The organism is Neorhizobium sp. SHOUNA12A, assembly GCF_023006505.1.
Lineage (GTDB): Bacteria > Pseudomonadota > Alphaproteobacteria > Rhizobiales > Rhizobiaceae > Neorhizobium.
In genome coordinates this window covers 1-15,004 of record NZ_JALBGV010000116.1, presented here as the reverse complement: position 1 = coordinate 15,004, position 15,004 = coordinate 1, and the positions used below count along the sequence as shown (strand labels likewise).

Genomic DNA, 15,004 nt, shown 5'->3' with positions numbered 1-15,004 from the left:
AGCTCCCGTCACCGGGCCCATGCCGATGAGCGGCACCCTTGCTCCGCGGCCAGCCCCGCCTGTCATGGCCAACAATGTAGCGGCTGCCGAGCCGGTGGCCGCCCCCAGGATCGAACCGCCCGCCCGTCAAGCCCCGGAAGTAAAGTCCGAACAGTTGCGGCCGATCGCGGCCCTCGCAGCCGCGGCCCCGCCACCTAGCCCAGCTCCTGCCCCCGCTCCTCTCCAGGTTCCGGCTTTCGACGAAGCCGCCGATGTGCTCGATGCCGCCCGCGAACGTGTCTTCCAGGAAGCGCCCGAGCCGCGCGTCGTGCCGGTCAGCGCCGCAATCGTGCCGCCTGCCCTGCAATCGGCCGCCGACAAGCCGAAACAGCTCGGCAGCGATTTCGAGCGGATTCTCGAAGAGGAAATGGCCAACAACCTCGCAGCCCGCGAGTCGGCCATCATCCCCCAGCCGAGCCGTCAGATACAGCCGAGGAACCCCGGCGTGCCGCCGGTCACCGGTGCGACACCGGAACCGAGCCTGCAGTCGGAAGTCGCCCGTATCTTCGGTGAAATGTCGGTCACCCGCGACAAGTGAGCGGGCGCCCCCGCCATTTTGGGCCCAAGAAAAAAGGCACGGAAAAACCGTGCCTTGAATTCGTTTATGGCTGATCAGGCGAATTATTCGTCCCGATAGACCTTTTCACGGCGCTCGTGGCGTTCCTGCGCTTCGATCGACAGTGTGGCGATCGGACGAGCGTCGAGACGCTTGAGGCCGATCGGTTCGCCCGTTTCCTCGCAGTAACCATAGGTGCCGTCCTCGATGCGCTGCAAGGCGGCATCGATTTTGGAGATCAGCTTGCGCTGACGGTCACGGGCTCGAAGCTCGATAGCTCTGTCGGTTTCGGAGGAAGCCCGGTCGGCGAGATCGGGGTGGTTGGCGCTCTCTTCAGCCAGATGGCCGAGCGTTTCGCGCGCTTCTCTCAGAATATCGTTTTTCCAGGCGATCAGTTTTGCCCGGAAATACGCTTTCTGGTTTGCATTCATGAACTCGTCGTTTTCAGAGAGCACATAATTGCTAAGATCGATCTTCTCACTCAACGCGATTCTCCTGAAGAACATCTCATGCGGCGCTCTATATCCTATCCTCCCATCCGGATTCAAGCCTCGCGCTCAGTATTAAGGCATTTTTAAAACTGTCATAAAAATCCGCTAAACGACTATTTTTTAAGCTTTTATTCTGAATGTCCGAAACTCTTCTCCACAGGCGGACGAGCCCGGTGAGGCTATTTCAGAACATCTGCGGCAGTTGACGAGTCTCATGCCGAAAGGGTACCCATCGCTTCCATCCTCTTAACAGCGGTGCCGGGCATGACGATGATCACTCCTCCTCCTTCCCGCATCTATCTCCTGCGCCATGCCAAATCCGGCTGGGCGGAGCCGGGACAGCACGATTTCGATCGCCCTCTCGACAATCAGGGTTTTGCGCAGGCCGAGATCGTTGCCGACAAGGCCGCCGATCGCAACTACAGGCCTGATATCCTTCTCAGTTCCACCGCCACGCGATGCCGCCAGACCGCCGAAGCGATCCGCCGCGCGATCAGCGAGGAGATCGAGCCTGTCTTCATCGACGAACTCTATAACGGCTCGCTCGGCACCTACCTTGCGATTCTTGGCGGACAGCGCGACAGCAACTCGGTCATGCTCGTCGGCCACAACCCGACCATGGAAGAAGTGCTGGAAGGGCTGATCGGCGCCGACCAGATGGTGGCGGCCATCCCCGGCGGCTATCCTCCTGCCGGCCTCGCCGTGCTCGACTATCGCGGTTTTGTCGCCGGCTCGGATGCAGCCTGGACACTGACCGATTTCCTGACGGCCTGAACTGGACCCAAGCGACGGCTTTGCGGCCTCGCTCCGGCTTCCTATATAGGCGTAAACTCTGGACCCGGAACGACGCCTTGCCGCCTTCGCTTACCAGCTTCTCGGATGACGCGCGCATCGCGCTCGACAATCTCGCCGACCGTGCCTCGGGCCTCGTGCATCCGACGATCAGGCTCGGCGTGACCGGCCTGTCGCGGGCCGGCAAGACCGTGTTCATCTCGTCCCTCGTCCACAATCTCCTGAACGGCGGCCGGTTGCCGCTCTTCGAGGCGTTCCGGTCCGGCCGGATCTCCGCCGTGCGGCTCGAGCCGCAGCCGGACGACGCCATCCCGCGCTTTCAATACGAAGACCATATCCAGGCCTTGGTGCGCGACCGCATCTGGCCGGATTCGACCCGCGCCATCTCGGAACTGCGGATCACCCTCGACTACCAGAGCGCCAGCGGCTGGGGGCGGATGTTTTCCCGCGGCCGGCTGTCGATCGACATCGTCGACTATCCCGGCGAATGGCTGCTCGACCTGCCGCTGCTGGCGCAGGATTTTCGCACCTTCAGCGACAATACCGCAGCACTTGCCGGGACCGGCATCCGCGAGGAGTTGTCGAGGGAATGGTTGGCTCTTGCAAACGGCATAGATGCGGACGCCCCGGCTGACGAAATGACCGCAAGGCGGCTCTTCGAAGCCTTTGCCGCTTATCTCAGGGCCTGCAAGGCGGACGAACGGTCGCTTTCGACCCTGCCGCCCGGCCGGTTCCTGATGCCCGGCGATCTCGAAGGCTCGCCGGCGCTGACCTTCGCGCCGCTGCCGAACATGTCCGACGCCAAAGCGCCGAAGGGTTCGCTGCGGGCGATGATGGAGCGCCGTTACGAGGCCTACAAGAACGTCGTGGTCAAGCCGTTCTTCCGCGAGCATTTCGCCCGGCTCGACCGTCAGATCGTGCTGATCGACGCGCTGCAGGCGATCAATCGCGGTCCCGAAGCGGTGCAGGATCTGGAACGGGCGCTGACCGATGTGCTCGCCTGTTTCCGCCCGGGCCACAACAGCTTCTTCTCCTCCCTGATCGGCCGCAGGATCGACAAGGTGCTGGTCGCGGCCACCAAGGCGGATCACCTGCATCACGAAAGCCATGATCGCCTGGAGCGGCTCACCGGCCGGCTGGTCGATCGCGCCGTCAAACGGATCGGCATGGCCGGCGCCGGCATCGAGGTTATGGCGATCGCATCGGTGCGCGCTACCCGCGAGGCGACCGTCAAGGAAGACAGCCATCTCCTGCCGGTCATCGTCGGCACGCCTATTGCGGGCGAGATGATCAACGGCGAACGCTTCGACGGAAACAAGAAAACCGCGATATTTCCCGGCGACTTGCCGGAAGATCCTGAAGCATTTTTTCAGCAGCTGGATTCGGTCAATGCGGAGCTCCCGGAGATCAACGTGGTGCGCTTTCGCCCACCGGCGCTCGAAGAGGCGAATGGCGGCATGAAGCTCTCGGTACCGCATATCCGGCTCGACCGCGCCATGCAATTCCTGTTCGGAGACCGCCTCGCATGAGACCGCCCGAATCACCTCAGAACGGCAAACGCCGACCCGCATCTTTCTCGGTCGAAGAGGAAAGTGCTGCCCGAAACGAAACCTTGCCCGTCCCTCGCCGCAGCCCGCGCAGCTTCGAGGACGGCGTCGTCGTAACGCCCGACGAACAGGATCCGTTCGTGACGCCGCCCGAACTCGCCGCGGAGGCCATCCCGGTCGCCGAGCCCCGGACGCGCAAGAAATTCTCCTTCGTCAATCTGGCGACGGCGGCCTTCGGCACCTTCCTGTCGCTCGCCTTCGGTCTGTGGGCCGACAGCGTCGTCCGCGACCTGTTCACCCGTGCCGACTGGTTGGGATATGCAGCGCTCACAGCACTTGCCATCGGGCTCGTCGCAGTTGCCGTGATCGTCGGCCGCGAGATCTTCGGTATGATGCGACTTTCCGCGGTCCAGACCCTGAAAGCACAAGCGGAAGAGGCGGCGCTTTCCCCTCGCCCGACTGCCGCGCGTGCCGTCGTTGCCACGCTTGCGAAACTTCTCAGTCACCGGGCGGAGACCGCCAAGGGTCGAGCAAACCTCGACGCCACGAAGGACGAGATCATCGATGGCCCCCAGCTTATCGAGCTTGCGGAACGGGAGCTCCTAGCGCCGCTCGACCGCAAGGCCCGTGCTCTCATTCTCGGATCGTCCAAACGTGTCTCGATCGTCACCGCCATCAGCCCACGCGCCGTTGTCGACCTCGCCTACGTGCTTTTCGAAGTAACGCGGCTGATCCGCGCCATGGCCGACCTTTACGGCGGCCGGCCGGGCACGCTTGGCCTGTTGCGACTGATGCGGGACGTTATTGCCCATCTCGCCGTGACCGGCTCGATCGCCGTCGGCGATGGCGTTGCGCAACAGGTCCTCGGGCACGGGCTCGCTTCCAGACTTTCGAAGCGGTTGGGCGAAGGCGTGATCAACGGCCTCTTGACCGCGCGAATCGGCATCGCCGCCATGGATCTTTGCCGGCCGCTGCCCTTCCGGGCGGTGAAAAGGCCCGGAATCAGCGATTTCATCTCGGATATTGCGGCAGTCGGCGGGCGAAAAGATGAACAATAGAAGGGTTGACCATGGCCCAAATCCGGCCATGGTCACCAGTCGTTAACCATTCCCCCCTAAATTACGGGACACTTAAAGTTGCTGCTCGTCAGGGGAAAGTTCATGTATTCGCGCTTCTTTTCGCTTCTGGGCGGGTTCGCCATTCTGACAGTCGCGACCACTTCCGCCATGGCGCCGCAGGCTGAAGCCGCTCCGCGCGACAAGGCATTCTTCCAGTCGGTCGCCGGCGTCTGGAAAGGTCCCGGCGAAATCGTCGCCGGCAAATACAAGGGCACGAAATTCAGCTGCAATTTGACCGGTGCGGCTATCCCGGACAGTGATGTCGGCATCAAGCTCGATGGAACCTGCCGTGTCGGCGTGTTTCAGCAACCGATGTCGGCCACCATCGCCCAGAGCGGCCGCGGTTACACCGGCAAGTTCCTGGATGGCGCCGAGGGCAAGGGACTGGACATCATTTCCGGCTCGGTCAGCGGCGACAAGGTCGTCATGGGCATCAACCGCAATCAGCTCAACGGCGCGATGGTCGCGAGCCTGCGCGGCGAGAACAAGATGAACATCACCATCTCGATCAAGGTCGAAGACCAGATGGTACCGGTGATCGGGCTCAGCCTCGACCGCGACATGGATTCGATCGCCGTCGGCTCGATTAAAGAATAAGGCTGGCTGGGGCGCCGTCAGGCGCTCTGCCACCAGTTCTGGCTGTCGCGCGCGACCTTGATGCCGGCGATGTCGGTTCCACCAAGCCAGTCTCGCACTTTCCTTCCCTTCACCAGAAGATCCGGGGCGATGTCGGCAAGCGGCATCATTACGAAGCCGCGGTCGGTCATGCGCGGATGCGGCACTTCCAGTTTTTCGGTCTTCTGCTCCCGCGTCCCATAGGTCAGGATGTCGATATCGATGGTGCGTGGTCCCCAGCGCTCCAGGCGGACGCGCTTCATGCCGCGCTCGATCGACAGACAGACGTCCAGAAGGTCCTCCGGCTCCAATGAAGTCTCCACCAGAACGCAGCAGTTGAAGAAATCCGCCTGGTCGGTCTTGCCCCAAGGCGGGGTCGAATAGAGTTTCGACACGGCCACGACCCGGCAGTCTTCGCGCGCATCGAGCTGCCGGAGCGCCTCGGCCATGGACGACGGCGGATCGCCGATATTGCCGCCAAGCCCGAGAGCCGCGACTTCGAACGTCTTTTCAGGCGAAATGCTCAACACGCACCTCCGCGTAATCGAGGATGCCGGGGATCGGCACGCTCGGCTTGCGCACGGTGATCTCCACCCGGCGAATCTGCGGCGACCAGGCGCACAGCGCCTTGCCGATGTCCTTGGCAAGCGTCTCGATGAGGTTACGGCGGCGACCGGTCACCACCTTCTCGACGATTTCGTAGGCGATGCCGTAATGCACCGTGCTTGCGACATCATCGTTTTCGAGCGCCTCATCCGCGTCCACGTCCATGACGACATCGATGAAGAAACGCTGGCCGAGCGTGGCCTCCTGCTCGAAGGCACCGTGCTTGGCGTAGAATGCACAGTTCTTCAGCGTGATCGTGTAGGTCGCCATCAAAGGCCCTCTCTTTCTTCATGAGCGGAGGCCGCGGTGAGAACCGCGTCGGCTATTGCCAGCGCGTCACGGTTGGCAGCGACATTGTGGACACGGAAGATCGAAGCGCCCGCAAGACGCAGGATCGCCGTCGTCGCGGCGGTACCGACGTCGCGTTCGCCCGCCTTCTCGCGGCCCGTCAGGGCGCCGATGAAGCGTTTCCGCGAGGTGCCGGCGAGCAGCGGGAAGCCGAGCCTATGCAGTTCGGCAAACCGCGCCATCAATTCCAGGTCGTCGTCACGGTCCTTGGCAAAGCCGAATCCGGGATCCAGCACGATCGCATCTTCGGAGATGCCGGCGCTACGAGCGATCTCGAGCGACTGCTGCAGGAAAAATTCCTGGTCGGCGATTCTGTCGGGCCGCTTTTCCTGCTCGCGCCCGCGGCCGGTATGCATGATGCAGACGCCAGCCGATGTTTGAGCCGCAACAGTGGCGATCTCCGGCTCGCGCTGCAGGCCGTGGACGTCGTTGATGATATGGGCACCTGCCGCCATCGCCAGATGGGCGGTTTCGGCCCGATAGGTATCGATCGAGATCAGCGCATCCGTCTCCGCGACGAGTTTTTCGATCACCGGCAGGGCGCGGTCCTGCTCTTCGGCCGCCGACACCTCGGCCGCGCCGGGCCTCGTCGATTCGCCGCCGATATCGAGAATAGCTGCGCCGTCGCGGACGCAGGAAAGGGCATGAGCCACCGCGGCATCGACGTTTGCGTATTTTCCGCCGTCGGAAAAGGAATCAGGCGTGATGTTGATGATCGCCATAATCTGGCCTTGGCGGCCGAGTTCAAGGGCACGACCGCGCCCGACACGCCAGGTGCTGTTGCGCTGCGATATCACCGGCCGGCCGTCTGTCGAAGGGTAACGCAAAATTTGATGCCTTTGTGTTGCGCTCAGGCTGGCTATGCCCCAAGGTCCCCATAAGTTCAACGTCGCAGGCCATAGAATGTTCTCCATTCGCAGAGTCCGCCGGTTTTTCGGCGTCTTTCTTCCTCTCTGCGCGATCCCGGCGACGGCCATGGCAGAGCCGATCATCAACAAGACCTATTCCTATTTCCGGATCGGCGGCCGCACGGCCGAGGATCTCGACAAGGAACTGGAAAACCTCGGCCCTCTCACTCGCGGGACCGGCCATCGCCATCCGGGCGCCACCGACATCAAGTTCGGGGGCGATGTCACCTATGTGGAAAGCGGTGGCCGCTGTTCGGTCGGCGGTGCACGGGTGACGCTTCGCACCCACATCATCCTGCCCCGCTGGGGCAATCGCGGCCGAGCCACGGCCGAGCTGGGCTTCATCTGGGATACGCTCTCGAAGGACATCAAACGCCATGAGGAGCGGCACGCGGAAATCGCCCGCAACCATGCGCGTCAGCTCGAACGGGAACTGCTTGGTCTACCTGCCAACAGAACCTGCGACGCGCTGGAAAAACAAGTTGCGGAAACGACCCGCCGGCTTCTCGAAGCGCATGACCGGGAGCAGCTCCGATTCGACCAGATCGAGGCGGCCAATTTCGACGCCCGGATGATGCGGTTGCTGCAGTACCGCATGAAACGATCCGGAAATTAATCCGCTCTCTAAAGAATCAGCCCCGCCAACCGCTGCGAGGCTTTTGCCGAGCTTGCACCATCCCCTGTCAATGACGGGTGATTTATGGTGATAGTCTAAAATACGAATCTCGGATATAACCTAAGACATAGCTTACCTACCAACGCTTCGAAAAACGAAGCAGATGAGGTAGATAGCCGCAAGATCAGCGTGCCCCTCCGGTTTCGGACCGATGTGTCGAACGCAGTTGCTTCAGGTGTTCCTGAGTTTTTGATTTCCAGCGTTTTAGTTCTCCTGGCGTGTCTTCAAGCCGCAGGTGTTTCCTCCCTCCCCTGCTGGTGATGCGCCCGCCTTGCCTCGCTTGCCGCTTTTGCGGAGCGAGGCTTTTTTTTGCCCGGAAAGGTGATGGGATATGACGGTCAGGCCACGATCAGGCCTGGCGCTCGGGCACGTTGACCACGAGACCGTCGAGATCCGCCTTGACCTTGATCTGACAGGAAAGGCGCGAGTTCGGCTTCACCTCGAAGGCGAAGTCGAGCATGTCTTCCTCCATAGGTGCCGGCGGGCCGACCTTTTCGGTCCAGGCCTCGTCGACATAGACATGACAGGTCGCGCAGGCGCAGGCGCCACCGCATTCGGCCTCGATGCCGGGGACGGAATTGCGAACCGCATTCTCCATAACGGTGGAGCCTGGCTCGGCTTCGATATCGAAGCGCGTTCCGTCGAAGGCAACGATGGTCAGTTTCGTCATGATAGGGAAATCCGGAATGTTGAAGGGTCAGGGCACACTATTTGAGCGTGCTGTCTTCCAATAAAAGCCCGGCGCAGTCAACATTTCGGGGCGCCGCCGGCTGTTCAATCGGCGCCTCGCCCAAACGATTCGCTCAGCGGCAGAGTTTGTTGATGAAGTTTTCGGCCTCGATGACTGCAGCAGCGACCGCAGCCCGCAAGGAGGCGTCGGAGGCATTGTCTTCAAGGCGCTCGGCAGCGGCGGAAACCTTGAAGGCGCCGACCGCACCGGCAGCGCCCTTCAGACGGTGTGCGGCTGCGACAACGTAGGCGCTGTCGGCGCTTGATATATCGTGCAGCGCGCGGCGCGCCTGGCGTGCAAACATCTGGAGCACTTCGACTTCAAGGGTCTTGTCGCCCATGGTCTGGGTCGCGAGATGGACGAGGTCGATCGGACGGGACTGCGAGGGGCAAGCGCCTCGGAGGGTTTCCGGAGCTTCGAACGCGATACTGACGGCTGCCATTGCCATGAACCTGTTTTCCCTGTTGTTCTTCTGATAATGTCCCGAATTGTGCGGGCCAATCGCAGCTATCCCGTTAAATTCCGGCACAATCTGGGCCGGTTTCTTCCCATATGGTTAATTTCTGCTAAGCTCCCGGGATTTTAGGAGTTTTGCATCTTCGCATGGTTTAAATTCTGTTAACAACATTCCACAGCATCATTCGAAGGCAGGCGTCATAATTGTGCAGGGTGGCCGAATGTGCCACTACAATACGCCTAAGGTGGCGGGGAATATCGTCCTTTTGCCCCGGGTGGTAGGTTGGTAAGCTTTCATTATCATCCGTTTGAAAGAACGGCCATCCGACTTGAAAATGAATAGGAAACTGGAAATCCGCTTTGTGGGTGGAGAGTTTCCGGCAGGCAGCGTTCCATCTGTCGGTCTGCGGGCGGCAGCGCGTCAGATGGGATTTGCCGGGCGAGTATGTAACGAGGCGTAACCGCATGGCAAAGAACCCTAGCAGCGAGTCGATCGATGAGACGGCGTTCCAGGCGTTGGAAGATGCCCTAAAAATCAACTTCAACGATGATCAGTCGCGTCAAAGATCAGTGCCCCATGCCTCGGAGGCAAGAGTGTCAGACACTAACAAACCGCGTCAGACCCAATACCAGGATGATGCCGCCGAATCATACAGGTCGGCCGCTACTGAAACCGCTGCCAAATCCCCCACATTCCAGCCTGCCAACGATTCGGGGAAGCGCAGTTCGACGGCGATCCTGCGGACGCTGGAAGGCGGCGCAATGCGCTCGTCGATCCGCAATGCGGTGATCGTCTCGATCCTCTGGGCAATCGGCGGTATCGCCCTCGGGCAGATGATCTACGGCAACCAACTCTGGCAGATTACCTCGGTCGAGGGCGTTCTGGCTGCGCCCGGCATCGTCGCGCTCGCGGTCTGCATCTTCGTCCCGATCATGCTGTTCTTCGCCTTCGCGATCATGATGGCTCGCGCTCAGGACCTCAGGACCGCCGCCCGCTCGATGGCCGAGGTGGCGCTTCGCCTTTCGGACCCGGAGACCGTTGCCTCCGAGCGGATCATGAGCGTCGGTCAGGCCGTGCGCCGCGAAGTATCGGCGATGAACGAAGGTATCGAGCGCACCATCGCCCGCGCCGCCGAGCTCGAAACGCTCGTGCATTCGGAAGTAAATGCACTGGAGCGGAGCTTTACCGACAATGAACTGCGCGTTCGCGGCCTCGTTCACGAACTCGGCGCCGAACGGGACGCGATCGTCAACCACGCCGAGCGTATCCGTTCGTCGATCGCCGGGGCCCATGACCAGCTCAAGGAAGAGCTCTCGCTCGCGACCGAAGAAATTTCCATTCGCCTGGCAACCTCCGGCGAAGCCTTCGCCTCGATGATCGAGACGCGCGGCGCGGCGCTGATGGAGAAATCCAACGCCGCCGGCGAAGCGCTCGGCAGCCTGCTGACCACCAAGACCGAAAACCTGCTGCAGACGCTCAATTCGTCCGGCTTCGCACTCGCCCACGAGTTCGACGAGCGGATGGAAGCGATCAACAGCGTGCTTTCGCAGCGCGGCCAGGCGCTCCTCAACGAATTCCAGACGCGCGCCTCCTCGCTCGACGCCAATACCGAAAAGCTCAACGCAGCACTTGCGGACCGCACCCGCCAGCTGAACGAGACCCTGCTTGCCCGGACCCGGGAAATTACCGACGGACTTGCCGAAAGCGAACAGACGCTCACCGGTTCGCTCGGCGGCATCCTTGCGGCACTCAACAGTTCGCTCGAAGAAAAGAGCTCGTCCTTCCGCCAGAGCCTGCAAAGCACCGTCGAAGACGTGGTCCTCGACCTCGACATGCGCTCCGGCTTCTTCGAAGAGCGCCTGCAGACGACCGTCGGCCTGCTCAGCACGACCTTCGACGACAGCATCTCGCAATTCACCTCCGCCTTCGACCAGCGCGCCGGCACGCTCGACAGCAAGCTGATGGACAGCCTTGCCCGCATCAACGAGACGGTGGCCAGCGGTTCGGACGCGATCGAGAACATTCTCTCGTCCAGCGTCGAGCGCATCAGTTCCTCGCTCACCGATCAGTCGCTTGCGCTCGAGACGACGCTTGGCACCGGCCAGGAAATGCTGGACTCCATGCTCGGAAGTCGCTCGCGCGAACTGTCCGACGCATTGTCGGCCCGCAGCAGCGAAATTCAGGACACGCTGTCGTCCCGCGCTACCGAAATCCAGGATGCGCTCGTGACGCATACCGGGGAACTCCAATCCGTGCTCGTCTCGCGCACCGGAGAACTCCAGGACGTGCTTGGAACTCGGACAACCGAGCTCCAGAGCGTGCTCGCCTCCGGAACCAGCGAACTTCACGACGTGATCGGCGGCCGCGCCACCGAACTTCAGAACGCATTCACCGCACGCGCCAGCGAACTCCAGAGTGTGCTCACCTCGGGCACCGGCGAGCTTCAGGATGTGCTTGCCTCGCGCACCGGTGAACTGAAGGGCGTATTCGCCTCCGGTACCAGCGAACTTCACGCAGGCTTTGCGAACGCGCATCAGAATATCGAAACAACGCTTGCCGAGCGCAGCAGCAGCCTGCTCGGTACGCTTTCCGAAAACCAGGCCAAGTTCGAACAGAGCCTGGCAATCCGCTCGGGCGCCATCATCGCTGCACTTTCCGGCAGCCACGATCATCTGACCGAGGTGCTCAGCCAGAAGTCTGCCGCAATCGAAACACTGATGTCCGGTGCGCCGGAGCGGCTGGCCGGCATGTTCGACGAAAAGTCGGAGCACATCTCCCGCACGCTTGCGACAAGCGAACAGCGGATCGGCGACGAGCTCGGCCGGCGTGCGTCCGAGATGCAGTCGTCGCTCGATGCCAATCGCGAGCGGATTTCCGAAATCCTCGAAGACAAGTCGATGGAAATCGCCACCTCCTTCGCACTCGGTGAAGATCGCCTCGCAGGCATGCTGGACGACAAGTCGGAATCGATCGCCCGTGCGCTTTCGGAGACCGAACAGCGCATGAGCGGCGACCTCGCCCGCCGCACCTCGGAAATCAACGAATCGCTCGGCATCAACCGCGACAGGCTTGCAGAAATCCTCGACGACAAGTCGATGGAAATCGCCACCTCCTTCGCACTCGGCGAAGACCGCCTCGCCGGCATGCTGGACGAAAAGTCGACGGCCATCGCCAATACCTTCATCGATGCCGACGTCCGCATCGAGCAGTCCTTTGCGGCCCGCGCGGAGACCATCCGCAACGCCTATGCCGACAGCCAGGTCAATCTCGACCAGTCGCTCGATAACCGGACGGCGGAGCTTGCCCGCATTCTCGAAAGCGGCGGCGATCGCCTCGAACAGACGGTCGGCGGCGCAACCAGCCGTATTGAAACGGCGCTCACAAGCGGCGCCCAGCGTTTCGAAACGGGCATGGCGGATGGACTGGAACGGGTAGAAGCCGTTCTCGGCTCGACGCAGGATCGCATCGCCGCGACCATCGGCCTTGGCCACCAGCAGCTGGAAACGACACTCGGCTCCGGCTACGAACAGATTCGCGACACTCTGGAAGAACGCACGAACTCAATCGCGACCACGCTCGGCGATGCACAGAGCCAGATCGGGACCCTGATGCAGGATCAGGCGACGTCGCTCGGCACCTCGATTGCCGCAAGTGCCGGAATGCTGGAAATGTCGCTCGAAACCCAGCAGAATGCTCTGCGCGATGCGATCGATACGGCGGGTCAGTCTCTCGAAGAACGTCTGCGCGACAATGTCGGGACGCTTGCCGTCCGGCTCTCCGATGCTGCCGGCGAAATCGGCCGTTCGGCCGATGCATTCTCCAACCGCATCCGGCAGACGGTTGGCGGGGTTCAGGGCGCACTCGAGGAAACCGGCAGCCGCATCGAATCGACGTTCGGCGGGCTCGAAGGCCGTATCCGCGGCGAAATTCTCGAGGCTGCCCAGCTCGTCGACGAGGCCGGCGCCAATCTTTCGGCCACGCTCACCAACCGCACGGCTGACCTCGAACGCGTGGCCACCGAGGCTTCGGATCGTATCACCGACACCATGGACGGCCGCACCGCCCGTATCGAGGAACGCCTCGGCACGATCGACCGCGCTCTGACGATCGGCCTCGACAACGTCACCAAGACCATCGAAAGCAAGGCTGTCGGCCTCGCCTCGACACTGCGCGAAGCAGTCGGCGCCGCAGCCCAGAGCATGGACAGCGAAGCCACCCGCTCCGCTGAAGTGCTGGCCCGTGCCGGCGCCGAATTCACCGAGGAACTCAGCAATCGCAACGCCGAGTTCACCAAGGCAATCGAGGAACGCTCGACCCAGATCGTCGGTCGGATTTCGGAAACCCAGAACCGGCTCGCCGGCCAGGCGGCAACCGTAGCGCTCGCTTTCTCCGAAGCCGGCAATGCGATCGTCCACAAGGTCGCGGAGGCCGACAGCCTGGTGAAGCGCCAGGTAACGGCAATTTCCGAGGCGCTGGACGATGCGCAGAAGGCTCTCGACTCGCGCGGCGACGGCATCCGCACCACGCTCGCCGATACCGCAAGCCACCTCGATAGCGCCATGGACGCCGTCGACCGGGCACTCGCGGCCCGCGGCGAAGCCATTCACTCCGCCCTCGACGCCCGCGCCCGTGACCTGAATTCCATGCTCGCCGGTCGCTCGGCTGAATTGACGCGGCTTCTCGACGAAAAGGCGAAGCCGATGGTCGAGGAATATGCCGCGACCGGCCGCAACGCCATCGAACAGATGACGACTGCTGCCCAGCAGGGTGCAGAACTGCTCTCGGCTGCGGCGCAGGAAACGTCGGCACGGCTTTCCTCTGCCGCGGAAGAAACGACCTCGCGGCTTTCCTCCGCCACGGAAGAGTCGACGGCGCGTATCCGCAACGAGAATTCGGCGCTGGTCGATGCGATCGCCGCACGGACCAACGAGACGCTTGCCGCCATCACGCAGCGGACCGAAAGTGCCGCCGGCACCATGCGTCACGTCGAACAGGGCCTGTCGGCCAGCGTCAACAGCCTTATCGACAAGCTGGCGGAAAGCAATTCGAACATTTCCGCGATGGTCCAGGAGACGGCGAAGGAACTCGGCAGTACCGCCGACGCCGTCGCCCATCACCTCTCGGAAGCCGACCGCAAGCTGAGCGTGACGGCCAACCGCTTCGTGCAGTCGGCGACCAACTCCGCCGATATCGTTTCGGGCTCCACCCGCATGCTCGAAGACAATATCGGTCGTATGTCGGACGTCTTCGGCAACACGCTCGATCAGGTCAGCAGCCTTGTCGGCCGTTTCGACGACCATTCACGCGTGCTTGTCGAAGCATCCGAACTCCTCGGTGCAGCACAGTCCAACCTCGCCAGCACACTGGACGAACGTCAGGACGCGCTGCGCAACCTGTCGACCGGTCTCGTCAAGCGGTCCGAGGAAATCGAGACGACGATGCGCGGCATGACGAGCCTCGTCGACAGCGCGTTCGAGCGGGCGGAAGAACGTTCGCTGCAGGTCGGCTCGCGGCTCCGCGAAAGCCTGCATGCTTCGTTTGCCGATATCGGCCGGACGCTTGGGGAAACGCAGCATCGTGCCGAAGTCACGGCTGATGCAATGCGCGAAGCGCTGATCAGCGCCGGCAGCGACGCCAACCACGCCATCGAGACGACGCTCTCCGATGCCGAGAAGCGCACCCGCGATCTCTCCGAGCGGATGCGCGGCAGCATCTCGCAGTCGCTCAGCGACGTCGAACAGCTGCTGTCGGATGCTACCACCCGCTCCGGCAGCGCTGCCGAACAGCTGCGCGATACGCTGAGGGAATCGGTCGAGGAAGCCATCAACCGCTTCTCCGGCGCAACCGACGAAATCCGCCGCTCGGCGCAGGATATCCGCCGCGAGCTGGATACGACCCGCACCGAACTGAAGCGCGGCGCCTTCGACCTTCCGGAAGAAGCCAAGGAAAGTGCAGCCGCGATGCGGCGTGCCGTTGCCGAGCAGATCAAGGCACTACAGGACATCTCGGCGCTGGTCGGACGTTCGACGCAGAACTTCGAAATCTCCGAGGCTTCCGCACCACGCCAGGCGCCTGCTCCCGCTCCGCAGCCGGCTCCTGCCCGTCCGCAGCCCCAGCCTGT

At 62.3% G+C, this 15,004-nt stretch carries 12 protein-coding genes and 1 pseudogene; 7 read left to right on the top strand and 6 right to left on the bottom strand.

Annotated features, from left to right (window positions below; translation table 11 throughout):
• Nucleotides 1-577 (top strand): annotated as a pseudogene (locus MOV63_RS29585) (flagellar biosynthesis protein FliO); the annotation flags it as partial.
• Between the two features lie 83 nt (nt 578-660).
• Here the strand turns inward: MOV63_RS29585 and dksA are convergent.
• Nucleotides 661-1,080, bottom strand: coding sequence for an RNA polymerase-binding protein DksA (gene dksA, locus MOV63_RS29580; RefSeq protein WP_007771163.1), 420 nt, complete (start codon nt 1,078-1,080; stop codon nt 661-663).
• A 270-nt stretch (nt 1,081-1,350) separates the two neighbouring features.
• Between dksA and MOV63_RS29575 the strand changes: the two genes are divergently transcribed.
• The 4 genes from MOV63_RS29575 (at nt 1,351) to MOV63_RS29560 (ending at nt 5,140) form a co-directional block, all read left to right on the top strand.
• Nucleotides 1,351-1,860, top strand: coding sequence for a histidine phosphatase family protein (locus MOV63_RS29575; RefSeq protein ID WP_247039197.1), 510 nt, complete (start codon nt 1,351-1,353; stop codon nt 1,858-1,860).
• Nucleotides 1,861-1,937: 77 nt separating this feature from the next.
• Nucleotides 1,938-3,407 carry a YcjX family protein gene (locus MOV63_RS29570; protein WP_247039195.1) on the top strand — a complete coding sequence of 490 codons (1,470 nt, stop codon included), beginning with the start codon at nt 1,938-1,940 and terminating at the stop codon, nt 3,405-3,407.
• Nucleotides 3,404-4,483 (top strand): YcjF family protein, encoded by a 1,080-nt coding sequence (locus MOV63_RS29565; protein WP_247039194.1) that lies wholly within the window; start codon nt 3,404-3,406, stop codon nt 4,481-4,483. The genes MOV63_RS29570 and MOV63_RS29565 overlap by 4 nt, the downstream gene beginning before the upstream one ends.
• 102 nt (nt 4,484-4,585) lie before the next feature.
• A complete protein-coding gene (locus MOV63_RS29560; RefSeq protein WP_038586660.1) occupies nt 4,586-5,140 on the top strand; it encodes a hypothetical protein in 555 nt (184 codons plus the stop codon).
• 17 nt (nt 5,141-5,157) lie between these two features.
• Here the strand turns inward: MOV63_RS29560 and folK are convergent, their stop codons facing one another.
• From folK to folP, 3 genes are read right to left on the bottom strand one after another with little or no spacing between them, the layout of a single operon-like run.
• The gene (folK, locus tag MOV63_RS29555) at nt 5,158-5,685 is read right to left on the bottom strand and encodes a 2-amino-4-hydroxy-6-hydroxymethyldihydropteridine diphosphokinase (protein WP_258719342.1); all 528 of its coding nucleotides are present in this window, start codon (nt 5,683-5,685) and stop codon (nt 5,158-5,160) included.
• Nucleotides 5,669-6,034: a dihydroneopterin aldolase gene (folB, locus tag MOV63_RS29550; RefSeq protein ID WP_247039193.1), complete on the bottom strand. Its 366-nt coding sequence runs from the start codon at nt 6,032-6,034 to the stop codon at nt 5,669-5,671. Before folB ends, folK begins: the two co-directional genes overlap by 17 nt.
• Nucleotides 6,034-6,909 carry a dihydropteroate synthase gene (gene folP / locus MOV63_RS29545; RefSeq protein WP_247039192.1) on the bottom strand — a complete coding sequence of 292 codons (876 nt, stop codon included), beginning with the start codon at nt 6,907-6,909 and terminating at the stop codon, nt 6,034-6,036. Before folP ends, folB begins: the two co-directional genes overlap by 1 nt.
• 178 nt (nt 6,910-7,087) lie before the next feature.
• Here folP and MOV63_RS29540 point away from each other — a divergent pair, with 178 nt between their 5' ends.
• On the top strand, nt 7,088-7,636 hold the full coding sequence (locus tag MOV63_RS29540; protein ID WP_405029398.1) for a DUF922 domain-containing Zn-dependent protease: 549 nt from the start codon (nt 7,088-7,090) through the stop codon (nt 7,634-7,636).
• A 409-nt stretch (nt 7,637-8,045) separates the two neighbouring features.
• Here MOV63_RS29540 and MOV63_RS29535 read toward each other — a convergent pair whose 3' ends face one another.
• Together MOV63_RS29535 and MOV63_RS29530 are read right to left on the bottom strand one after the other, a co-directional pair.
• Complete coding sequence (locus MOV63_RS29535) at nt 8,046-8,366, bottom strand: 2Fe-2S iron-sulfur cluster-binding protein (RefSeq protein WP_038542828.1); 321 nt, start codon at nt 8,364-8,366, stop codon at nt 8,046-8,048.
• A 133-nt stretch (nt 8,367-8,499) separates the two neighbouring features.
• Nucleotides 8,500-8,868 carry an Hpt domain-containing protein gene (locus MOV63_RS29530; protein WP_038549175.1) on the bottom strand — a complete coding sequence of 123 codons (369 nt, stop codon included), beginning with the start codon at nt 8,866-8,868 and terminating at the stop codon, nt 8,500-8,502.
• A 608-nt stretch (nt 8,869-9,476) separates the two neighbouring features.
• Between MOV63_RS29530 and MOV63_RS29525 the strand changes: the two genes are divergently transcribed.
• Nucleotides 9,477-15,004: hypothetical protein (locus MOV63_RS29525; protein ID WP_247039190.1), on the top strand; the 5,528-nt coding region annotated here is incomplete at its 3' end.